A 22,546-nucleotide genomic window follows, 5' to 3' on the forward strand; every position below is an offset into this window, starting at 1 on the left:
TAACTAACAAAGATACGTATAATATTAGTCAATCTCGGCAGTCGGTCAATCTTCTCCGAAATGGATCAGCGCTTTAACTCTCCTTTGAAGATCACCTGCTCCAGCTTAAAGTCATCATTAAAGACAATAACATTCGCCATACTTCCATGATTGAGATTTCCGATATCTCCTCTATTTAAAAGATTTGCGGGATACAGCGTTGCCATTCGGATCGCTTCATCGCGTGGTATCCCCACCTTTTGCACGGCATTTTTCACCCCTTCGAGCAAGGAGATTGCAGCCCCTGAAATGGTACCATCAGGCAAAGCATAATATCCATCGTTCAACACATGCCGATAAATATCTTTATCGCAACTGGCTACAGCATCAGTAATCATAAACAGCCGCTCACCCATCTGACGTTTCGCAATTTTTACCGCTTCAAAGCTTACATGATGTCCGTCGACAATAATACTTGCTTGTGCAGTCGGATGATTAAAAATTGCACCGACCAACCCAACTTCGCGATGATGTAAAGGCGACATTGCATTAAACAGGTGGGTGCTTGTTGGAATCCCCAGATCATAACCATGCGTACCTTCCTCAAAAGTAGCATCACTATGTCCAGCACTGAGCAGCAAATTATAGCCCTGCAAATACTTTAAGACATCGTCCGTTATACATTCAGGCGCTATGGTCATCATCTTGACAACCTGATTTCCTGCCAAAAGATCGTCAATCTTTTCCTTCGTAGGCTCGATAATTAATTCCGCAGGATGAGCACCCCGTTTTTTAGGATTCAAGAAAGGACCTTCCAGATGTAGCCCTAAAAATGCATCATGCCGGAAGCCTTCTGCCACCCGAATGGCATCCTTAAATACAGGGATGGTATTGGTCGCCAGGGTCATCATAAAAGAAGTCGTGCCTTTACGGACCAAGCCCTCGGCGATACGTTCCAAAGAGGCTACACTACGCTCGGCGGAATACAAGTCCGATCCGTCACCATACAATTGAAGGTCAATCAGCCCAGCACAAACAGTAGACCCGTTGACTGGATAACTGGTATAATCTGCAGGCACCTCCTGATCATTGACAATCGCTACAATTTTACCTTCGCTGATCAGCAATGCTTTTTGTTCCAAAATCGACTCACCAGTGTATATTCTGCCACCAATTAATGCTATCTTATTCATATAAATTCTATTTCATTACCAAGTTACCAAAATTCAAAAAAAACCTGTCACTTGTACAAGATTTTGTTTCATAGTCTACAAGAAATCCTTTCAAAGTTTTTGATCTTTTCATTTTCACTTTCTAATTTACTGTTGTAACTTAGTTCCATGTACTTTTTTAGAAAGCGTAACGCAGATCGCCCGACTAGTGGAAATATAAAAGCTATGCATATTATTAATGCAACGGCCATTATCATCTTTTTATTGGGCCTGATTTACAAAATATTTTTCACCTCCTAAACACTGTCATCCATGTCAAAAAAAGAAATCTTAAATACAGACAAAGCTCCTGCTGCAATAGGACCATATAACCAGGCAATTAAAGCCGGCAATACATTATATGTCTCTGGACAAATCCCACTGGTTCCCGAAACAATGGAGTTAATTTCATCGGGCGTGAAAGACGAAGCGCACCAGGTGTTGAAAAATGTAGAAGCTATCCTGACAAATGCCGGATATACTTTTGAAGATGTTGTCAAAGCTTCGATTTTCTTAAGTGATATGGGCAATTTTGCATTAGTCAATGAAGTATATGCGGAATATTTTAAAGACGCCCAACCTGCACGCGAGTGTGTTGCGGTCAAAACTCTTCCCAAGAACGTCAATGTCGAGATTTCAGTCATTGCCTGGAAAGATTAATCCGTGGAAAATAGCAACGAAACAGCAAGCCGCGGAAAATATCTTTTCGCGGCTTTTTTGGCCCCTTTTATCTGGGGATTTATGTCTATCCCTGTACGCTGGATACGCGGCTATCCGGCCGAGGATATTCTGTATTTTAGAATAATAACTGCGCTCCTGATCCTCTGGATATACCTGTTGCTGTTTCGAAGAAAAACCATGCAAGCTGATATTCGGAAGTTCCAACTTCTACCTCGTGTGGGCAAGCTCCGCCAGACCTGCCTTACCCTACTCGCGTCGGCCTTAATCTTTGGAAACTGGTTTACGTATATTTATGCGGTCAACCACATCAGCATTCAGTCTGCCGCATTGGCCTACCTGACCTGCCCCTTGATCACTGCAGCGGGAGCCTATCTCATACTCAAGGAGAAGCTAACGAGCTGGCAAAAAACAGCACTTTTTATTGCTTTTGGCAGCGTTTGTCTCCTTGCAAAAGGTTCGTTACATGATGTTCTCTGGGCTATTACTATTGCCACCTGCTACGCTTTTTATCTGATCGTACAACGGATATCCACGAGTTTCGATAAACTCAATCAATTGGTGGTCCAGCTCAGTATATGTGCATTGTTTGTGATCCCCAAACTGATCTACAATCATCATGCAATTCCGGCAGAGCCCCTATTTTGGGGCACCATAGTTCTTATCGCATCGCTATTCACGATTATCCCCCTTTTCCTGAGCATGTATGCACTCATTGGCATTTCATCAACAACGACTGGCGTTCTGCTCTATATCAATCCGCTGATCGCATTTACTTTGGCTGCAACCTATTTCCGAGAACCCGTTTCTCCAATAAAATATATCGCTTACGGAATTATATTTGTTGCAATTATCCTTTTTAATATCAAAAACATCAAGGAGACTGTTTCCACATCGAAGACGCCTGCAAAACAATAGATCATTCGTTATTTTCAAATAGCCCTTAAATCAAGTACACTGTCTGAAATTAACCAGATTACATCTTTCTGATGATGAAAGACAGTACCACAATCTCGACTTAAAAAAATGACAAAACATATAACAAAATAATTATCAAGGCTTTAAAAGTAAAAAACACCTTATATGTATCATTTTTGTTTCATAAAATTTTTGATTTTTGCTCAACTATAGTAAATTAGATCTTTATTAAGGGAAATCACAGCGCTCTTTCTTCCTATAACTAGGTATTGAATAGCATACACACTATTACAAATAATCACTTATTTTGCCCCCCGATTATTCAATATCTTATCTTCTAACCAAAATGCTAAATGGAATTAGCCCATTTCATTAAAAATTTCACCGTTATGAAAATATGTATATAAAAAACTGAATATAACACATATACTATATGAATAACAAATTATACTCTACATTAAGGGTGTTAGGTATTGTTCCAACAATGCTTTTTTCAGCATCTTTATTGCACGCGCAAACCAACCAGGTAAAGGGAACGGTTGTAGACGCTAAAACCAAAGCTCCTATTCCAGGTGCCACAATCAAAGTATTGGGCACTTCCAACGCAAGTTCTACGGATGTTAAAGGTGCATTTCAGATCAATGTCGACGATAAGAATCGCATACTGAACATCAGTACGGTCGGTTACGAAAATAAAACGGTTACATTGGGCCCTGGAGAAACGACAGTAACGGTGAGTTTGGAAGAACAAACCCAACAACTGGAAAGTGTAGTCGTTACTGCTTTGGGTATTAGCCGTGCACAAAAATCATTAACATACTCTACGCAACAGGTCAGTGGTGACGAATTAAACAAAGTTAAAAGCACCAACTTGGCGAATAATTTAAACGGTAAAGTCGCCGGTGTTAACATTGCTTCCAGCTCTTCTGGACCAGGTGGTTCAGCAAAAGTTATTTTGCGTGGTAACAAATCGGCTTCCGGCAACAACCAGGTACTTTATGTTGTCGATGGGGTTCCAATCAATAACCAGACATTGGCAAGTCAGCCAGACAACGTTTTCGGTGGACAACGTGATGGTGGCGACCCTATTTCATTGATCAACCCAGAAGATATCGAAAACATTTCGGTATTAAAAGGAGCATCTGCGGCGGCATTATATGGTAGCCAAGCAGCCAACGGCGTTATCTTGGTAACAACAAAATCAGGTAAACAAGGTCGCACAACGATTAACTTCTCGTCAAGTGCACAGATCGAACAAGCTGTATCAACACCTAAATTCCAAAACCAATATGGTCAAGGTTCGGGTGGTAAAAACAGTAACACCAGTGTATTTAGCTGGGGCGACAAAACCAATGGCGCCAACTATGATAATGTAGGTGAATTTTTCCGTACAGGTAGCAACTTTACCAATTCATTGACATTGTCTGGAGGTAACGAAAAAAATCAAACGTACTTCTCTTATGCAAATACGCTTGCAAAAGGTATTCTTCCAGAAAATGACCTGATGCGTCACAATTTCAACCTTAAGGAGAGTGCTTCATTTTTTGATAATAAGTTGACTGTTGAAGGTAGTGCCAATTACATTACCCAAAAATTAGATAATGCACCTACTTCAGGGTTTTATTACAACCCATTGGTTGGAACCTACCTATTACCTCGAAGCTTAAATATCGCAGACTACAAAAATTTCGAAACCTTTAATACAAGTCGCAATCTGAATGAACAAAACTGGTTCAGCCTGAGCGATAGCCCTACAACACAACAAAATCCATGGTGGATCGTCAATAGAAACCCTACTCAATCAACCCGAAACCGTTTGCTTTTAAATGGTAGCGCAAAATATAAGGTTGCCCCATGGATCAGCATTCAAGCCAGAGGAAGTGTCGATCGTACTTCAGAGGTCTGGGACCGCAAAGTCTATGCGAGCACACCGAATCCTTTAGGAAAAACAAATGGTAACTATAATTACACAAATACGACCATTACACAACAATATGGTGATGTGGTTGCCAACATGAACTTTAATGTCAGCGATAAATTTCAGATTACTGGATTGGTCGGAACAAGTATCACAGACTGGAAAACCGAAGGTGTAGATTTTAATACAGGTATTGATGGATTAAAAATCCCCAATCAGTTCTTTATTCAGAACACAACAACTCCCGTGACTTCGACATTGTCGGCTAATCGGAGACAATTACAATCGGTATTTGCATCAGCAAACTTAGCTTATGACAACTGGATCTATTTAGATCTGACGGCGAGAAACGACTGGTCTAGTACTTTAGCTTTCACAGGAACAAAATCTTTCTTTTACCCTTCTGCGGGATTGGGCGTCGTATTGAACGACAAGTTAAACTTGCCTGAATTTGTCAATATGGCCAAGGTTCGTGGTTCATATGCGGTAGTGGGCAACGACTTGCCTCCATATACCAGTTTATTAACAAACACGGTGAATCCATATGCAGTATTGACAGTCAATGACATTGCTTTCTTAAAAACATTAAAGCCTGAAAAAACCAAATCTTTTGAGATCGGTACAGAATGGCGTATGTGGAACAACCGTTTGAATGTGGATGTTACGTACTACAAAACAAACACGACGAATCAGTTCTTCAAGGTCGCTGCTAGCCAAGCTTCATTAAACAAGCAATATGCGATTAATGCAGGCGATATCCAAAACCAAGGTGTTGAAGCATTGGTATCATTGGATGCTATTAGAAATGACAATTTCAAATGGACAACAAGCGTCAACTTCACCTACAATAAAAATAAAATAAAGAAACTAGCTGATGCTGTTCCTGAATTTAATCTAACTGGTGAAAATCAAAACAACTTTGCTTCCAAACTTGAAGTAGGCGGTTCTTTTGGTGATATTTACGGGCAGGATTTTGTTCGTGATGGTGAAGGAAGGATTATTATTTCTGAAGATGGTATTCCACAAAAAACCAACGCCTATACCAAATTAGGAAATTCGAACCCAATTTGGCAAATGGGCTGGAACAATAGTTTCAATTATAAAAATTTCAACTTAAGTTTCTTGATTGACGGCAAGTTTAATTATGATGTCATGTCAATTACACAGTCGGTGATGGATGGTTATGGCGTATCTGCGGCAACTGGAGCAGCCCGAGCAAATGGTGGTGTTGCTGTAAACGGTGTTACACCAAATGGAACTCCTGTTTCTGTCGTCGATGCTGAGAAATGGTATACATCAACTGGGGGTATAGGTCCTGTCAGCAGCCAATATATCTATGACGGAACAGTCGTGAGGCTTCGTGAGTTGACCTTTGGTTATGACTTCAATATCAAAGATAGCTTTTTCAAAAAACTGCGTGTAAATGCTGTAGGAAGAAACCTATTCTACATTTCGAAAAAAGCGCCTTTTGACCCGGAAGTAACCATGTCAACAGGCAATTCGTTGAGCGGTGTGGATATCTTTATGATGCCTGCTACGCGTAATTACGGTCTTACATTAAATGCAACTTTCTAAACGATCAACAATGAAATTTAATATCAAACATATATCTAAATTCTCGCTTGCCCTGTTACTTCTCGGAGGAACATTGACCAGCTGTACAAAGAATTTCGAAGAATACAATAAAAACAATATTGGGCTTACCGACGAAGATTTAAAAGGTGATGGACAGGATCTTGTGCTTTTTCTCAGAAATGCACAAATGTCTATCTATAACTTTTCCGGTGCTGGAGACCCTAACTCCTATCAGGTACAACAAAACTTGAATGCAGACGTTTTTTCAGGCTTTTTCATGTCACCTACGCCTTTCAATAGCGGACAAAACAACCTGAATTATGCGATGGTTAATGGATGGAATGGCGAACCGTTCCAGGTCTTATATCTCAACGTTATCAAATCCATTGAGAAGCTAAAAAGCAATGGACTTGCAGAAACATATCCAGCACTATGGGGCTCCGCATTAGTGATCAAAGTAGAAGCGGCCAGTCGGGTGACAGATATCTATGGTCCTATTCCATATAGTAAAGTAGGTACTTCGAATACCGTTCCATACGACAAACAATCGGATGTATATGCTGCTTTCTTCAAAGAGCTTGATGAGGCTGTAACAGCATTGAAATCATACAAAGCAGATAGTCCAATGGCTGCTAAAATTGACCAGATCGATTTGGTATTTCCGAATACAGATAATCAGGTCAGATTTAAAAATTGGTTGAAAATTGCCAATTCATTGCGCCTTCGTTTAGCGATGCGTTTGGTTAAAATCGATGCAACATTAGCGAAAACACAGGCTGAAAAAGCATTGGATCCAGCAAATGGCGGTGTCTTGGAAAGCAATAGCGAAAACTTCAAGATCACTGTACCGGCAGATGGAACCTACAGCAACCCGCTTTGGTTTATTTCCAAAAACTGGGCTGACACACGTATCAATGCGACGCTTTCGTCTTATATGACAGGATTGAACGACCCTCGTATCTCTAAGTACATGGCGCCCGTCATTAAAGATGCAACAACAACGGCTTTCGCTGGTAAATACATTGGAATCCGCGCAGGAGCTGATGGTATCGAAAAGGATAAATACCAAAAACTATCCGCTTTGAATACCGAAGGTACAACGCCTACTTTCGTAGCGACAACAGCACCGGTATTGATGACTGCCGCTGAAGTTTACTTCCTACGTGCCGAAGCAGCATTGAGAGGTTGGAACAATGCTGGCGGAACAGCGCAATCACTTTATGAAAAAGGAGTGGAAACTTCCTTTACGCAATGGGGTGTAACATCAGGTTTAAGCACTTACCTAAATGATAATACAAGTAAGGCAGCAGCTTACGAGGATCCCTTCAATGCGAAGAATAACGCAGCTTCACCAAGCACACTGACCATCAAATGGAATGAGGGTGCTACCAACGAAGAAAAATTGGAACGTATTATCACACAGAAATGGTTGGCGATCTTCCCTGAAGGACAAGAAGCTTGGAGTGAATTTCGTCGTACAGGATATCCACGTCTATTCCCAGTTGTTGTCAACAATAGTGGTGGACTGATCGATACTAAAATACAGATCCGTCGTTTACCGTTCCCACAAAATGAATACAATACAAATGCAGCTGAAGTACAATCTGCAATCTCCTTGTTGGGCGGACCTGACAACGGCGGTACCAGACTTTGGTGGGATGTAAATAAGGGTAATTTCTAAGCGAGAAATCATCCGGAATAAATTCTCAAACGGGGCTGTCCAAAATGATTGGACAGCCCTCTTTTTATGCATTCTCTTCTCTTCTCTTCTCTTCTCTTCTCTTCTCTTCTCTTCTCTTCTCTTCTCTTCTCTTCTCTTCTCTTCTCTTCTCTTCTCTTCTCTTCTCTTCTCTTCTCTTCTCTTCTCTTCTCTTCTCACGGCTACTGCGACATACTCCAAGTTCCCTTAACAAAAACTTAATAGAGACCTCCTGTAGCAGAGATCAAAAATTACCCGTTTAGTTAAAAAACCAAAAAGAATATTATGAAAAATCTTTCCATTTTGGGTATGACCACCCTCTTAGCCTGCAGCCTGCTATTTGTTGTCTGTAAATCAGAATCACATTTGGAAAATCCCTACAAGGACAAAACAGAAAAGGAACTTGAGTCGCTTTCCAATGAGAAGTACCGCAAAATCGTTGCTTTTGCTAGCCCAAAATCATGTACTGACGCTACGGAATGGGAAATGATGGAAATACGGACAGTGTGCGGAATAAGTTACCTCCCCTACCACAAATCTGTAGACAAAACAAAATTGCAGAATATGATCAATGACAACAACAAACTGATGGAAATATACCAGCCGATGATGGCGCCCAGAATAAATTGCACACCTTATCAAAAACCAACAGGTATTATCTGCAAAGAAGGGCAGGCAACAATTAAATACGAATAGACAGATTCTACACATAAAAATAGCAAAAACCCTAATTAACCAAACATGAAAAAAATAATCTTTATAGTCCCGATTATTGGACTTATACTCTTCTTTGCCTGTTCGAAAGATAGTTCTAAATCGTACGAATATTGGAATGAGCAAGTCAATGCAAAGGCGCAGGAACTCAACAAGCTGCTTGAATCTGTTCCCTGCACAAATATTGAAGAGTTTGAAATTGTACAGCGTCCATATTATACATATTACCTAGTGCATTCTTCACTGAAAACCCAATTCGAAAAATTGAATCTCGAATTAGATCATCTCCAAGATGAGCTAAATAAAGCAGCCGAACGTGAAGGAAAAACGTACTATGATGCACAACGCCTATCAATGCCAGCGCCCAATCCACCTGTGGGGAAAGTCTGTTATAACGGTAAAGCCGCACTGCGTTTTGCCTACGATCTATCGCTTGAAGAAATCAACGCAGAACTACCCAAAAGACTCAAGGAGCTAAAAGAGTTCTATAAAGACGTGACCTGCTCGAATCCAAACGATTGGACCAGCCATTTTTTACGCACAGGCTGTTGTATGGAAGGAATTGCCGTACACAAAACCATCCGATCAAACGAGATGATAGAAAAAATAGCACTCTATAACCGCCTCATGGAAAACAAGCTTCGTTTGGAGAAAACAACCTGTCAAGGGGACTGTCCAAATATGGCCAGACCAGTTCAATGCAGGGATGGAAAACCATTTGTAGAAGTATATAAATCGTAAAAATTAAATTTTTCGTAATTTAGCCATTCTAGAAGAATGGCTGAATTAAGTTTAATTACCCCCATAGAATACCTCAAAGGTGTAGGTCCACAAAAGGCAGATGTGCTCAAGAAAGAGTTGCAGGTATTTACCATTGGTGATCTACTGACGCAATATCCTTTCCGTTATATCGATCGTACGGAATTCCATAAAATAAGGAAACTCCACCCAGACATGATGGCAGCACAGGTCCTGGGCCGTCTGGTTTCTTTACAGCTCGTGGGTGAGAAAAAGACAAAACGCCTTATCGGTTCATTCAAGGACGAAACCGGCTCCATGGAACTTGTCTGGTTTCAGTCTATCCCATGGCTCCAAAAATCACTGAAAGTAGGTTCGGCCTATATTATTTATGGCAAGCCGAGTGAATTCAATGGACAACTATCCATTACTCATCCCGAAATGGACCTGTACAACCCGCAGGTAAAACAGGTCGGCAATATGAGCTTACAGCCTGTATACTCTTCAACGGAGAAACTCAAAAAATTCAACCTTGATGCCAAAGGCATACAGCGGCTACAGCAGACTGCACTGGAAACCGTATTTCGCACTATAGGCGAATCGCTTCCCCAGGAAGTTCTCACTAAACATCGCCTCATATCGCGGCAGCAGGCTTTCGCATCCATACACTTTCCAAGCGATCAAAAGGAGCTGAACCAAGCGATCAAACGCATCAAGTTTGAAGAACTATTCTTTATTCAGCTCAAGTTGCTCAACAACAAACAGCTCAATACCCAGAAGTTTAGAGGCCAGCGGTTCAATAAAGTCGGTGAAAAATTCAACACATTCTTTAATGAGCGCCTTCCGTTCCCGTTGACAGGCGCACAGAAGCGCGTTGTGAAGGAAATCCGTATCGATACCAATACAGGCGCGCAGATGAACCGTCTGGTGCAGGGTGATGTTGGCTCCGGGAAAACAGTTGTTGCCCTGATGAGCATGCTACTCGCTGTCGACAATGGATTTCAGGCCTGTATGATGGCTCCCACAGAAATCCTGGCGACACAGCATTATCATGGACTAAAGCAGCTCGTAGGCGATGACATCGTCAATATTAAACTACTTACAGGCTCCACAAGCACGAAGGAACGCCGTCTGATCCACCAGGCACTGGAAGATGGCAGCCTGGATATTTTAATTGGTACCCATGCCCTGATCGAGGATAAGGTGCAGTTCAAAAACCTGGGCTTCGTTGTTATTGACGAACAGCATCGCTTTGGCGTAGAACAACGGGCCAAACTCTGGCGGAAGAATGTCATTCCACCGCATATGTTGGTCATGACAGCCACACCTATTCCACGCACACTAGCGATGACCATGTACGGCGACTTGGACATCTCTGTAATTGACGAATTACCTGCTGGGCGTAAACCAATCAAGACTGTTCACTTTTTTGAAAGCTCTCGTTTAAGGATGTTCGGCTTCATGCGCGAGGAGATCGCCAAAGGCAGGCAGGTCTACCTGGTATATCCCCTCATCAAGGAAAGCGAAAAACTGGATCTGATTTACCTGGAAGCAGGCCTTGAGAATTTGCAACGCGAATTTCCGCTACCACAATACAAGATCAGTATTGTTCACGGCAAGATGCCCGTAAAAGATAAAGACTTTGAGATGCAACGATTTGTCAAACATGAAACGCAGATCATGGTTGCCACCACCGTTATAGAGGTCGGAGTTAATGTTCCCAATGCATCGGTCATGGTCATTGAAAATTCCGAACGTTTTGGATTATCCCAGCTGCACCAATTGCGTGGCCGCGTAGGCCGTGGTGCCGAACAGTCTTTCTGTATCCTGATGTCGGGCAATAAGCTGAGCAAAGAAGGACGATTAAGGCTGGATACAATGGTGCGTACCAATGACGGGTTTGAGATTGCAGAAGTCGACCTACAGCTACGTGGTCCAGGCGATATATCGGGCACCCAACAGTCGGGTGTACTTGACCTCAAGATGGCGAACCTAGCTACAGATCAGGCATTGCTTACCGAATGCCGTAACACCGTCATTGCTATTTTCAAAGAAGACCCAACACTACAAAGCGAAAAGAATCATTTACTGCGAAGCTTCCTCGCCAGAAAATCCGATGGCATTGCTTGGGACAAGATTTCTTAACCGCATGTCATTTTCGCGACAAAAAACGGGGCCAGCAAATAAATCGATAACGTGTTTAAGTGAATAAACAGAGCGCATTGGAATCTAAAGGCCGCTCTTCAACATAAATAGGATACGAATTGTTGTTAATTAGCTTTTGAAGACAATTTATCTTTTTTGTATATAAAACCAAATTTATTTACTTTTGCATCATTATGAACATGATATAGAAAAATATCCCTTCTTTTACTAGGCAAAAGATGGCGACCGAACGCTTACATATTTTGAGTTGCCCTGGTAAGCAAATCACAGGAAATTTATTGGTTAATGGAGAATTATGTCATAATCGGCATCAGTCTTGTGTGGTGTACAAACGCATAAATTCTTAAATTTACCTTTTCAAACAAAAACCGGGCTTGCGAGCTCATTCAAAATAATTAAAAAGTGAACGTATAACAAGAGGTAGGCAATAGCGCACATTGCAAAGCTTAATGACCTGCCGACTTCACTTGAAAGACTTAATAGTACAAAATGGCCAGATTTAAAATACACGATACAGCTATAAAACCCGAAACAGCCGTCTTGGTGAGTGTCATCACGCCAAGTGTGACGGAGACAAAAGCAAAAGAATACTTGGAGGAACTTGAATTTCTTGTACAGACTGCCGGTGGTGAGACCAAAGGCATGTTTACACAGAAACTGGGCTTCCCAGATCGCGCTACATTTGTCGGTAGTGGAAAGCTGGAAGAAATAAAAGCATACGTCGAAGCCGAGGAAATTGACATCGTTGTTTTCGACGATGAGCTTTCACCTTCGCAGTTGCGTAATATTGAAAAAGAACTGAAACGCAAGATATTGGACCGCTCCAATCTCATCCTGGACATCTTTGCCCGTCATGCCAAAACCGCACAGGCGAAGACACAGGTGGAATTGGCACAGCTGCAATACCTTTTACCACGTTTGACCCGTATGTGGACCCACTTGGAACGTCAGCGCGGGGGTATTGGTATGCGTGGCCCGGGGGAGTCACAGATCGAGACCGATAGACGGATCATTCTGGACAAAATTTCCTTGTTCAAAGAACGCCTAAAAGCAATCGACAAGCAAAACGAGACACAACGAAAAAACCGTGGTGAGATGATCCGTGTAGCTTTGGTAGGTTATACCAATGTCGGAAAGTCGACGATCATGAATATGATCTCCAAGTCTGATGTATTGATCGAGAATAAACTTTTCGCAACATTAGATACGACAGTACGTAAAGTTGTTATCGACAACCTTCCTTTTTTGCTTTCAGATACCGTTGGTTTTATCCGTAAACTACCGCATCACTTGGTGGAATGTTTCAAATCCACATTGGATGAAGTTCGGGAAGCCGATGTCCTGATCCACGTAGTCGACATCTCGCATCCGAATTTTGAAGATCATATCCAGGCGGTAAACGAAACATTGAAGGATCTTAAAGCGCTGGACAAACCGGTGATTACGGTGTTCAACAAAATTGACCTTTATAAACCGGCGGTCGAAGAAGGACACGATGGCGAGGAGATCGAGGTAACGTTGGATGATTTCCGTAATTCCTGGATGGCAAAAAATTCAGATCCCGCAATCTTTCTGTCAGCAACAAATAAAACGAATATCGAAGAGTTCAAACAAAAACTTTACGATATCATTGTGAAGATGCACAATGAGCGTTACCCATACAATAATTTATTGTATTAATTTTGACAAACAATGCTGTGAATGGGCCTTATGTCCATTCACAGCTTAAAAAAATACAAAATGAACAAAGAGGTGCAGTTTCAAGATTGGGGTCTTGTCGATTATCAGGAAGCCTGGGACAGACAAGAATCCATCTTTAAGGGAGTATTGGACATTAAGCACGACAATAGGGTCAACGCGACAGCAACCAGTACCCCGAATTACTTGATCTTTACAGCACATCCCCATGTTTACACCTTAGGGAAAAGCGGGCACGAGGAATACTTGCTGTTAGATGAAAAAGGACTCGAAGAGAAAGAAGCCAAATTCTATAAGATCAACCGTGGCGGCGACATTACCTATCACGGTCCGGGACAGATTGTCGGTTACCCGATCCTGGATCTCGACAACTTCTTTACCGATATACATCTTTATCTGCGTACACTGGAAGAAGCGATCATACTGACCTGTGCTGATTTCGGTATCGAAGCCGGGAGATATACTGGATTTACCGGTGTATGGATAGAGCCCGATAAACCGACGGCACGCAAAATCTGTGCGATGGGGGTTCGCGCTTCACGCTGGGTGACCATGCATGGTTTTGCATTCAATGTCAACACAGACCTCGACTATTTTGGCAACATCATTCCTTGCGGTATCGACGATAAGGATGTAACGTCTTTAAAGCGGGAACTTGGCAAAGAAGTCGATATGGAAGACGTGAAAGAAAAATTGAAAGGCCATATTGCACAACTCTTTGAAATGCAAGTAGTCTAATTTAAGATTTCAATAACATCCAAAGGCCCTTTGAAAGCGGAGTTTTAATTCCCCTTCAAAGGGCCTTATTTTTTGAGCATCCCTGTTCCTGCTCGTTAATAAAATCCTTGCTAACATCACAAAGGAAGGACATTTTCAAACGCTTGGAAGTCTATACTTGACCCCTACACAATTTCGGAGTATTAACAATAATACATGCACTCATAGCTGGCCAGTTTCCCATCAACAAATCTGAATATAAATAATCCTGCATCGCTATTTTGAATATAGTACGTATGTGGTGTTGAAATCCAATCTGCCGAAAGCAATTCACCAAAGTGGTTTACAAAGTCTTTTTCTGCGTAATTGGCATCCATCCGCTCGTTGCCCATGACAATGGTTTCGCCATCACTAAAAAACAGCTTATACATCGTACCGACCACTTTCCCCTTATAGTTTTCTTCGAAGGCAACGATCATATTCGGTGTTTTATAGTAATACCGCGGCTCCCAGCCACATTCGGGCATATCGGGAATTTCGGAAACCCGTTGTAAAGCCAGTTGCTTCATCTGTGCATCCGTAATCTTGCCGTCAGCTAACGACACTCCTTTCCATTCGAAATGGAAATTCAGCGCTTTCAGTTTCTTGGCATAAACTTCGGACTGGAGCTCATTTTGGAATTTATTGGCCAAGAGTAATTCAAAGTCTATATCAACTTTGGGATCTACTATTCCCGCTTGAGCATAGGATTCCTTCCAATAGGTAAGGGCCTGTTTTAATTTGGGATACTTGGTCCACCCGATCTCACGCAGGCGTCCAACTGCTGCCAGCTCTTTCTCCTGGTCCTTTCCTTTTACGGCCAGATATTCTCTTAGCACCTTGTCATACGTTAGTTCAGACCCCAAAAATTTCATCTGAATATACTCCGGACTTTCATGAAAGTGGTCTCCAATGTAGACCCATCCATCTGTGTAGAGCGGCACATAATCGATACATACCATTTCATTGAGCCCGGCCCTACGCACAGCGGTACTTGTTGTATTAGGAGCCTTACGCACGCGCAATTGCGACACCTGCACATAGAAATGTGGGCATTGGGCATCTGTTGTTCCACGATAGAAATATTGCTTTGGCTCGCCGGCAGATCTTTTTCCGAACATTGCACTTTTCAAAGGCTGACGGTCAATATAGCCGATATCCCCATTACTCACCTGCACCTTATACTGTGTATTAGTGGAATCTAGCAGGTAGACAGGTGCCTCCGTTGGGAAAACCCCCAAGAGGTCTTTACTGTTTCCTGCTTCACGGTAAAGGTGTCCCCATGTTGAGGTATACATTGGGCGCTGACCCGCAGGCTGTGCTAGTGCCTGATGCACAAAACAAGCTAAAAGCAGACAGCATATAACAAATACTTTTTTCGACATAAAATTAATTCTTTGAATACATGACTAGTGGTCGTTCCATTGCGATCAACCGCAGGGAACGAGACATCTATAAATGCAACAGAAACTTTTTCTGGCTGCCGGTCAAACACGCACCGTTGCAATAACGAAATTAAAACAAAAAGGAGGCCAATGAAATCACCGGAATCAGGTATTTTTTTGGGGAGGAAATTATTTGGTTTCTAAACTACACGATGTGGCTATTTGCGCTGCAATAAACTCACCTGTCCTTCCAATGACTGGATTGTTTTTTCCTGTGCCTTGACGGTTTGCTCTAAGGCATTGACCAGCTGCCTATAAATTCCGAGGCCTTCGGCAGTGGCAGGAGCTGTTTCGGCAGGTGGAGCACTTACCACATTCCTCTCATCCTTCCGCATCATAGTTCCTTCGCCCATCAATAACCAGGCTGGACTAATATCGGGATGCCTGGACAGTATAGCAACCATGGCATCCGAACTGAGTGCAGTATTTTTCTGCCCTCCCTTAAAGTTTGCATAGGAAAGTTGCACATCTTTGAAAAACTCAGTTTTGCTGATTCCTTTGGTTTCAGCAATAAGCAGCACACGTTCCTTTACATTCACCTATAGGTCCCTTTTAAAAATCGTCGATTATTTACTAATTCTTTAAGGATTCGATCTCCCGCTCCAATGAAGACAATAATCTCTCCAAAGACATAATTGTCTTCTCTTGAGATTTTATCGTGATATTTTGTGAGGCTATAACCTGTCTCAAACTATTGATTACAGAGTTCGTAATTCCCTCCAATTCGGGAGTTAAATAAGTTTCCTCTTCTTCTTTTAATACGAGATTAGGCTTTAGCATATCGCCTTCACCTTTTAGTAACCACTCGGAAGAATATTGCGGATATTTTTCAACAAGATTTATTAGCCATTTAGATTGTATATCAGTTCCATTGGCAAGCGCACGAGTAAAAACCCCTTTACTGGCCCCTATTGTAGCTTCAAAAGCTGAAACACTCATCCCCTCCCTATCCGCAACAATCTTAATTCTCTTCAAAACAGAACTCATTACCGAAAATTTTAATATAAAATATTTGTTTTACCGAAAAATAGTTCTTAATTTAGTGTCAACGAAGACAATTATAAACCACTTTACAAACCAAAAAATTTATGAAACCAACAAGGCTTTAGATCAGTGCACAGATCGGTATATGCCCAAGTAGCAGTTTCATCAACTAAAAAAATATAATCTGATGAAAAATACGCAAAAGAAACTAAAAGCGAAACATTTTCGCTATTTAACCCAAGAATACATCGATGATCCGATGAAATATCTTATAGAGTTCTTTGAAAGCGAAACATCCATACCTGACTGGTTAGCAGACCTAAATATGCTAATCAATGCAGCTTCAAACGCAAAGATGAACCCACCGCGTTCCTCTATCGGATATCTTACCAAAAAATTAATTGAACAGGTAGAATTGGCATATGTCATTTTTAGGAAATGTAAACTAAAAACAATAGAACAGCCGTTGAAGTTCAGCAAACTTGTTTCAGACCACTGGAGTCAGCTATTAGCAACAGACTCATCGGCACGTAATATTGACACAGCAGCAGATAGCATTAGTCGATTCTTTTCCTATCAGTCTTTGCAAAAATGGTACGACATTCTTGATGATTTATGGATAAGTTTAGGAGACAGAGATAACGGCTTTTTAGGCAATAACGGTCATGAAATTGTTGCTGTAAAAGAATTCTTACTGCGTCTAGCGGCTTCTCTCGGAAAGATCTATGAAAATAAAATACTTCCAGACTATGTTAAAGAAAATCAAGAAGACATTGCAGATGAGCAGCGCCAAACCCAGCAATCTTTGGACGAAACAGAAGACGAAATACTTCACCCAAAAAAACGTATCATATCGCCCGAATGGCTTGCTTCCCAATCTTATTCCATCTCAGCATTAAAAGATTTTTTTGATAGAGACGATCTAAATGGCTGGCGAGAAGATATCCGATATTGGTACCAAACGGTCATCGACGAAAAAGAATTCTGGTCTGCTGATCATGAAAACAGTAAATTTTCGGGGGCAAATCTACTCTTTAACTATGCTTGCCTTTACGCCTTATTGGAGATGTTATCCAATAAATCTGAGGAATCCTCTAATCTACCAATCGGTATGGACAATTCATTTTCGATATTGCCCGAATGCCAATCAGTTTTGATTAGGCATGCAAAAGAGGAGATTATACTTTATTATGTATCGAATGAAGAACTAGACAATCCTTTGTCAGCACTATTGGCAACAGTTAAAACATACGATCAACAAGAATGGAATGAAATCTTGTATGAATGGATCAACTATGGCCTCGCCAAAAACCGATATACCGGCGCCTATTCAGATTACGGTACACGAATTTACCAGACTATGATCAAAATAATAGAACTCGCCTATTTACCAGCTTTTTCTGAAGAGATAGAATCTCTCAATCAAAAACAAACAGCTCTTCTAGAAACAGAAATATAAAGCCCATTTATTCAATCCATATTATGAACACCGATATTAACCCTATTATCGAAGCAATACTTCGTGCTGTTGCCGTCGATGAAATTTACCAATGGACTTTTGACCACGATGGTAAAAAGTATCAGATGTTACAGGTCAATCTTACGTCAAATGCCGGAATTCGATTTTCCGATGCAAACAGTCTGATAAACAAAACCGTTGGTTCCTATCCCAATGTGTATATCAATGTGAACTTCACGCATGAAATACAACAAAAATTGAATCAAGGTTTAGGCCGGGCCTATCTTATTTGCCAACCTGAAAACCGTATTTATCAGAATCCTATGCAAGATATCCCCCTTGTCTTACAAAATAATAAAAGTGATGAAGTCATCGAAAAAACACGGACATATATCAATAAGGAAAAGGGCAAGATTCGATCTTTTATAGATGGCTACAATTTCTATTTCGAGCATAAAAATTATGCACATGCAGCATTCATGCTACACCAAGCTTTAGAACTTGCATTTCGAACAGCAGAAAATATCCTTGTCGTTGAGGATAAAAAGTCCCATTCCCTAAAAAACCATATAAACTATCTCAAAGCTTTCGACGATCGCCTCGGCACACTAACAGATAACATGGAAAACAAACAAGCTTTGGAGAAAATCAACAAGGCTTACATTGACTATCGATATCACTTTGACTATTTTATCGATGAAGATGTATTAGAAACAGCCTATCAAATTGCTATCAATACATTAAACTGGATCTACGATTATTCCAATCTTTTGTTCGAAGAAATTAAGTCAAAACTTAACCCAGTCCCAGCTGCCAACAACGAAGTTGAAAATTGCAAAAATAACAATGAAATATACAAACAAAGCTATTGTAACGCCAATTATCGAGACCTCATTTTAAACGCTATAGAGCGCTATTGCACTCCTGCGCTGATAGTATGTTTCGGTTATGATTCTGATCATCACAAATATCAGAATGCGCTCCAAAAAGCCAAAAATGATTGTATCACGCATACTTACTATATTTTTGTCGCTTATGATACTTTAAACGCCGAGCTAAATAATCTACCCCAGCTCATTACGGATTTGCTCCCCAACAATGTATCGCTTACGCTGGCCCTTGAAAACTCAGCCGCTTTCAGCAAACAGCTTTTAAAGGGTCATCCTTTTTTTCTTTCGCTCCTAAAAGCCGGTGACATCTGGTTTCAAAATCCATCAATAGCAAATATCGATCTGGAAAGTATCGTTGCCCACAGCTTAATTTGGATTATGTACATCAACAGTGGAAGACGCGCTATAATAATGCGCACACATTATATTTACCCTACGAGGAAGATAGGTCGTCAATAAGCATCGAGGCCACATATTATATGCTATCGCAAGCGTTGGAGCAGGCTTGTCTCGGGGTAATCAATTCCGTCATCCAATACAAACCACAACGTGTCAACCTGACTTTTCTGATGACACTCTGCAAATTGATAGTTCCTGATGCCTACGCAACATTTTGCCTAGATCATGAGGATCATCTTTACGCCTTTAAAAACATTACGGAAGCACAGCAGGAATTTAGGTATAATGTAAATTACAAAGCGAATCCGCTAACCTTCCCAAGATTACAGGAACTCACCAAAACGTTTATCGAAAAATGTAACAATGAGATGGAAATCTATTTTGAGAAAATTTCCAGCCAACAGCTGCTCGAACAAGTTGAATAGAAAGCATATTACAAAGTAACAAAGCCAATTACAATTATGTCAAATAATTTGCAAATAATCGGAATAATTCCGATTATTATATAAATATTTAACAAAATGGATATTAAACAGGCTTTAGAAAATTACGCAGAAACACCTATTACGCGACAAATAGCCTTGTCCATTCTTAAGGATTACAAGCGCCCCAACGACAAAATAAATGAGCTTGTGAAATCGGGAATATTGACAGCAGTGAAGCGAGGATTTTATATACCTGGCCCCAAAAGTAAAATCTTAGGTCCAGAGTTATTTTTAATAGCAAACCATCTATGGGGCCCCAGTTATATATCTATGGAATCTGCTCTTTCTTATTGGGGCTATATTCCTGAAAAAGTGTATGAAATTAGTTCAATTACCCTAAAAGCGACAAAGGTTTTTAATCCAAAAATTGGTAGGTTTAGTTTCGCTCACGTTGGCCTCCCTTATTATTCCTTTGGCCAAAAGACGGCACAACTCACCCCAAAACAATCTATAATAATCGGTTCACCCGAAAAGGCATTATGTGACAAAATCATTACCACTTCTGGAATACTTCTCCGAAGCACAAATCAAGTAATAGATTTTTTAATAGAAGATATGAGGATAGACGAAGAAAAACTCAAAGAACTCAATCTTTCAGAAATAGCGTCATGGATTCCTGATGCGCCGAAAAAAAACAGTTTAGAAATGTTAATCAAAACTCTCTACAACTTATGATAAAAGAATGGCTCAAAGAATATAATCCGCAGAATCAACAACAAACCTTTGACGCAATCCGGGAGATTATGCAAGAGGTTGCATTAGCAGGACTTCAAAGATCTGGTTTTTTCGAAAAGGCTGCATTTTATGGCGGAACAGCACTTCGCATTTTTTACCAATTGGATAGGTACTCCGAGGACCTTGATTTTTCACTTTTATCAATAGACCCCAATTTTTCTTTTGAACCCTATTTTGAGGCAATTACAAATGAGTTTAAAGCGTTGGGAATGACAATCAGCATAAATGAAAAAAAGAAAACTGTTACCTCCTCCGTAGAATCTGCCTTTCTGAAATCTGACACCGTCTGGAAAGAATTAGTATTAGAAGAAGTCATTCCTCAGGTGGGCCTGGGAAATATGCCTGTCATTAAGATAAAAATAGAAGTCGACAAAAAACCTCCATTAGGTTTTGAAACAGAAGATAAATTACTACTTCGTCCATTCTCTTTTTATATTAAATGCTTTACTCTGCCAAGCTTATTTGCGGGTAAAATGCACGCATTATTGTTTAGAAAATGGAAAAATAGAGTGAAGGGAAGAGATTGGTATGATTTGGAATGGTACATAAAAAAAGGTGTTTCTTTGGATATTAATCACTTCCTATTACGTGCCCAAGACACAAATGATTGGAAAAAATCTACAATATCAAAAGAAGATATACTAGATCTCCTCAAGATCAAAATAAATACAGTGAATATGAATAGTGTGAAAGAAGATATCGTAAGGTTTATTCCCGATCATACTGCTCTCGACATTTGGAATCAGGAGTATTTTTCAAAATTAATTCAATACCTCAAGTTCGACAGGGCCTAATCCAAAAAATTAATATTTTTATCTTATGAAAGAACTGAAACTAACACTTTCCGAACAGGATCAATTGGAAGCCATACTTTTTAGCATGTCCAAATCTCCACAGATCATTAAAGCCCGTAAGAATGCACGCTTACTTTTCTTGTTGTTGATGCTGATCCTCGCAGTTCCCTTCTTTTATTATGAAAAATTTCTGGCAATTCTAATTATCCTTGTCGGCCTACTCGCGTTCCTGTTTTTTCAAAAATACCTGGGAATATACTATAAAAAATACGGCACCAGATATGTCAGGAGCCAAGAGTTCAAAAACCGCATCGGCCTTGTCCATACCATCACTTTTGAAGATGATCATCTGGAAATCAAAAGTGATCAAATGGAAGCTAAATATCAATTCAACCAATTTGAATATATAACGGAAACGTCCTCGGCTTTTTTTATAAAATTAAAAATGGCTGACCAATTATTTTTTCCAAAAAATCAACTATCAGATATCGCTGAATTCAAAGTTTTCCTGCAGCAGCTTTGTCAGCGTCTTCAAATAGACTATCGGGAGGAACTAAACTGGCAATGGGCATAGCCATAAAATCCCGAGCCCTTTAAGCCAAAGCGCGAATATCTTTAATCTCCAATATATTATTAACACCATCTCTTTCCACAGCATGTATCATTGCCCTTCCGACCTCATGCAAGGATAGTACTGCCGAAGGGGCAAAAAACTTGATGATTTTGGCCACAAAAGCAAAGGGATTGGCATGCTTTTGCCCTGCAACAGTCGTCATTGCCCCCGGTCTAAAGTTATACTCCTTTTTGAACGGTAATTTGGCCAGATCATTCTCTGTCTTACCCTTAACCCTAGCCCACATCACCTTGCCTTGCTCCGTGCTATCGGTGCTTCCGCCGGACACATAAATAAAACTGATCTCCGGATTAATTTCCAGCAGGGACTTTGCAAAAGCTAGTGTCGTATCATAAGTAATATAACGGTACTTGTCTTCTTTCATTCCCACAGAACTTACACCTGCACAGTAAAAGCAGGCATCATACCCTGCAATCGCATCTCTAAATAGCGAAAGTTTAGTAAAGTCGTCCACCAAAAGTTCCTTCAATTTAGGATGTTGAATAGCCGCGGTACGACGCGAAATGCTCAGCACAGCTGTTACCTTTTCGTTTTGGAGGCATTCTAGCAAAACACCTTCGCCAACCATTCCGGTGGCTCCTGTTATGATTACTTTCATATTTTATCGTCGCTCCTTCGGAGCATTTAGTTATACAAGTATTATTCTCGTCGGTCGTTTTACACAACCAAAT

The 22,546-nt window shown here is 40.7% G+C and carries 22 protein-coding genes; 16 read left to right on the top strand and 6 right to left on the bottom strand.

What is annotated here, in order from left to right; all coding sequences use genetic code 11:
* Positions 1 to 65: 65 nt before the first annotated feature.
* The gene (gene nagA, locus GVK91_RS06010) at positions 66 to 1,172 is read right to left on the bottom strand and encodes an N-acetylglucosamine-6-phosphate deacetylase (protein WP_159727472.1); all 1,107 of its coding nucleotides are present in this window, start codon (positions 1,170 to 1,172) and stop codon (positions 66 to 68) included.
* A gap of 147 nt (positions 1,173 to 1,319) precedes the next feature.
* Between nagA and GVK91_RS27700 the strand changes: the two genes are divergently transcribed.
* The 5 genes from GVK91_RS27700 to GVK91_RS06030 all read left to right on the top strand — a co-directional run bounded on the left by GVK91_RS27700 (position 1,320) and on the right by GVK91_RS06030 (position 7,960).
* A complete protein-coding gene (locus tag GVK91_RS27700) occupies positions 1,320 to 1,451 on the top strand; it encodes a DUF6728 family protein (RefSeq protein WP_310442189.1) in 132 nt (43 codons plus the stop codon).
* Positions 1,452 to 1,463: 12 nt separating this feature from the next.
* The gene (locus GVK91_RS06015; protein ID WP_159727474.1) at positions 1,464 to 1,850 is read left to right on the top strand and encodes a RidA family protein; all 387 of its coding nucleotides are present in this window, start codon (positions 1,464 to 1,466) and stop codon (positions 1,848 to 1,850) included.
* A gap of 3 nt (positions 1,851 to 1,853) precedes the next feature.
* Complete coding sequence (locus tag GVK91_RS06020) at positions 1,854 to 2,786, top strand: EamA family transporter (RefSeq protein WP_235032770.1); 933 nt, start codon at positions 1,854 to 1,856, stop codon at positions 2,784 to 2,786.
* A 433-nt stretch (positions 2,787 to 3,219) separates the two neighbouring features.
* Positions 3,220 to 6,279 carry a SusC/RagA family TonB-linked outer membrane protein gene (locus GVK91_RS06025; RefSeq protein ID WP_153844388.1) on the top strand — a complete coding sequence of 1,020 codons (3,060 nt, stop codon included), beginning with the start codon at positions 3,220 to 3,222 and terminating at the stop codon, positions 6,277 to 6,279.
* A 10-nt stretch (positions 6,280 to 6,289) separates the two neighbouring features.
* Entirely contained in the window at positions 6,290 to 7,960 is a 1,671-nt protein-coding gene (locus GVK91_RS06030; protein WP_153844389.1) for a RagB/SusD family nutrient uptake outer membrane protein, read from the top strand.
* A 64-nt stretch (positions 7,961 to 8,024) separates the two neighbouring features.
* Here GVK91_RS06030 and GVK91_RS06035 read toward each other — a convergent pair whose 3' ends face one another.
* Positions 8,025 to 8,192 carry a hypothetical protein gene (locus GVK91_RS06035; RefSeq protein WP_159727476.1) on the bottom strand — a complete coding sequence of 56 codons (168 nt, stop codon included), beginning with the start codon at positions 8,190 to 8,192 and terminating at the stop codon, positions 8,025 to 8,027.
* A 71-nt stretch (positions 8,193 to 8,263) separates the two neighbouring features.
* Here GVK91_RS06035 and GVK91_RS06040 point away from each other — a divergent pair, with 71 nt between their 5' ends.
* The 5 genes from GVK91_RS06040 (at position 8,264) to lipB (ending at position 14,032) form a co-directional block, all read left to right on the top strand.
* Positions 8,264 to 8,674 (top strand): hypothetical protein, encoded by a 411-nt coding sequence (locus GVK91_RS06040; RefSeq protein ID WP_153844390.1) that lies wholly within the window; start codon positions 8,264 to 8,266, stop codon positions 8,672 to 8,674.
* Positions 8,675 to 8,719: 45 nt separating this feature from the next.
* Positions 8,720 to 9,433, top strand: a complete 714-nt coding sequence (locus GVK91_RS06045) for a hypothetical protein (protein WP_153844391.1) — start codon at positions 8,720 to 8,722, stop codon at positions 9,431 to 9,433.
* 36 nt (positions 9,434 to 9,469) lie between these two features.
* Positions 9,470 to 11,575 carry an ATP-dependent DNA helicase RecG gene (gene recG / locus GVK91_RS06050; RefSeq protein WP_153844392.1) on the top strand — a complete coding sequence of 702 codons (2,106 nt, stop codon included), beginning with the start codon at positions 9,470 to 9,472 and terminating at the stop codon, positions 11,573 to 11,575.
* A gap of 510 nt (positions 11,576 to 12,085) precedes the next feature.
* Positions 12,086 to 13,276 carry a GTPase HflX gene (hflX, locus tag GVK91_RS06055; RefSeq protein WP_075994499.1) on the top strand — a complete coding sequence of 397 codons (1,191 nt, stop codon included), beginning with the start codon at positions 12,086 to 12,088 and terminating at the stop codon, positions 13,274 to 13,276.
* 60 nt (positions 13,277 to 13,336) lie between these two features.
* The gene (gene lipB / locus GVK91_RS06060; RefSeq protein ID WP_153844393.1) at positions 13,337 to 14,032 is read left to right on the top strand and encodes a lipoyl(octanoyl) transferase LipB; all 696 of its coding nucleotides are present in this window, start codon (positions 13,337 to 13,339) and stop codon (positions 14,030 to 14,032) included.
* Positions 14,033 to 14,214: 182 nt separating this feature from the next.
* On the opposite strand, the gene GVK91_RS06065 is transcribed toward lipB, so the two are convergent.
* The 3 genes from GVK91_RS06065 to GVK91_RS06075 all read right to left on the bottom strand — a co-directional run bounded on the left by GVK91_RS06065 (position 14,215) and on the right by GVK91_RS06075 (position 16,482).
* Complete coding sequence (locus GVK91_RS06065) at positions 14,215 to 15,435, bottom strand: hypothetical protein (RefSeq protein ID WP_153844394.1); 1,221 nt, start codon at positions 15,433 to 15,435, stop codon at positions 14,215 to 14,217.
* A 218-nt stretch (positions 15,436 to 15,653) separates the two neighbouring features.
* On the bottom strand, positions 15,654 to 16,034 hold the full coding sequence (locus GVK91_RS06070) for a hypothetical protein (RefSeq protein WP_153844395.1): 381 nt from the start codon (positions 16,032 to 16,034) through the stop codon (positions 15,654 to 15,656).
* Positions 16,035 to 16,068: 34 nt separating this feature from the next.
* Positions 16,069 to 16,482: a hypothetical protein gene (locus GVK91_RS06075; RefSeq protein WP_153844396.1), complete on the bottom strand. Its 414-nt coding sequence runs from the start codon at positions 16,480 to 16,482 to the stop codon at positions 16,069 to 16,071.
* A gap of 184 nt (positions 16,483 to 16,666) precedes the next feature.
* On the opposite strand from GVK91_RS06075, the gene GVK91_RS06080 reads away from it, so the two are divergent.
* From GVK91_RS06080 to GVK91_RS06105, 6 genes are all read left to right on the top strand, one after another.
* Entirely contained in the window at positions 16,667 to 17,938 is a 1,272-nt protein-coding gene (locus GVK91_RS06080) for a hypothetical protein (protein ID WP_153844397.1), read from the top strand.
* Between the two features lie 23 nt (positions 17,939 to 17,961).
* The gene (locus tag GVK91_RS06085) at positions 17,962 to 19,287 is read left to right on the top strand and encodes a HEPN domain-containing protein (RefSeq protein WP_159727478.1); all 1,326 of its coding nucleotides are present in this window, start codon (positions 17,962 to 17,964) and stop codon (positions 19,285 to 19,287) included.
* Between the two features lie 20 nt (positions 19,288 to 19,307).
* Positions 19,308 to 19,652, top strand: a complete 345-nt coding sequence (locus GVK91_RS06090; protein WP_159727480.1) for a hypothetical protein — start codon at positions 19,308 to 19,310, stop codon at positions 19,650 to 19,652.
* A gap of 96 nt (positions 19,653 to 19,748) precedes the next feature.
* Positions 19,749 to 20,387, top strand: coding sequence for a hypothetical protein (locus GVK91_RS06095; protein ID WP_153844399.1), 639 nt, complete (start codon positions 19,749 to 19,751; stop codon positions 20,385 to 20,387).
* Positions 20,384 to 21,241, top strand: coding sequence for a nucleotidyl transferase AbiEii/AbiGii toxin family protein (locus GVK91_RS06100; protein WP_153844400.1), 858 nt, complete (start codon positions 20,384 to 20,386; stop codon positions 21,239 to 21,241). Before GVK91_RS06095 ends, GVK91_RS06100 begins: the two co-directional genes overlap by 4 nt.
* Positions 21,242 to 21,266: 25 nt before the next feature.
* Positions 21,267 to 21,815, top strand: a complete 549-nt coding sequence (locus tag GVK91_RS06105) for a YcxB family protein (RefSeq protein ID WP_153844401.1) — start codon at positions 21,267 to 21,269, stop codon at positions 21,813 to 21,815.
* Positions 21,816 to 21,834: 19 nt separating this feature from the next.
* On the opposite strand, the gene GVK91_RS06110 is transcribed toward GVK91_RS06105, so the two are convergent.
* The gene (locus GVK91_RS06110) at positions 21,835 to 22,473 is read right to left on the bottom strand and encodes an NAD-dependent epimerase/dehydratase family protein (protein ID WP_153844402.1); all 639 of its coding nucleotides are present in this window, start codon (positions 22,471 to 22,473) and stop codon (positions 21,835 to 21,837) included.
* Between the last annotated feature and the right edge of the window lie 73 nt (positions 22,474 to 22,546).

Origin of the sequence: Sphingobacterium sp. 18053, assembly GCF_902706145.1 — a bacterium.
GTDB lineage: Bacteria > Bacteroidota > Bacteroidia > Sphingobacteriales > Sphingobacteriaceae > Sphingobacterium > Sphingobacterium paramultivorum.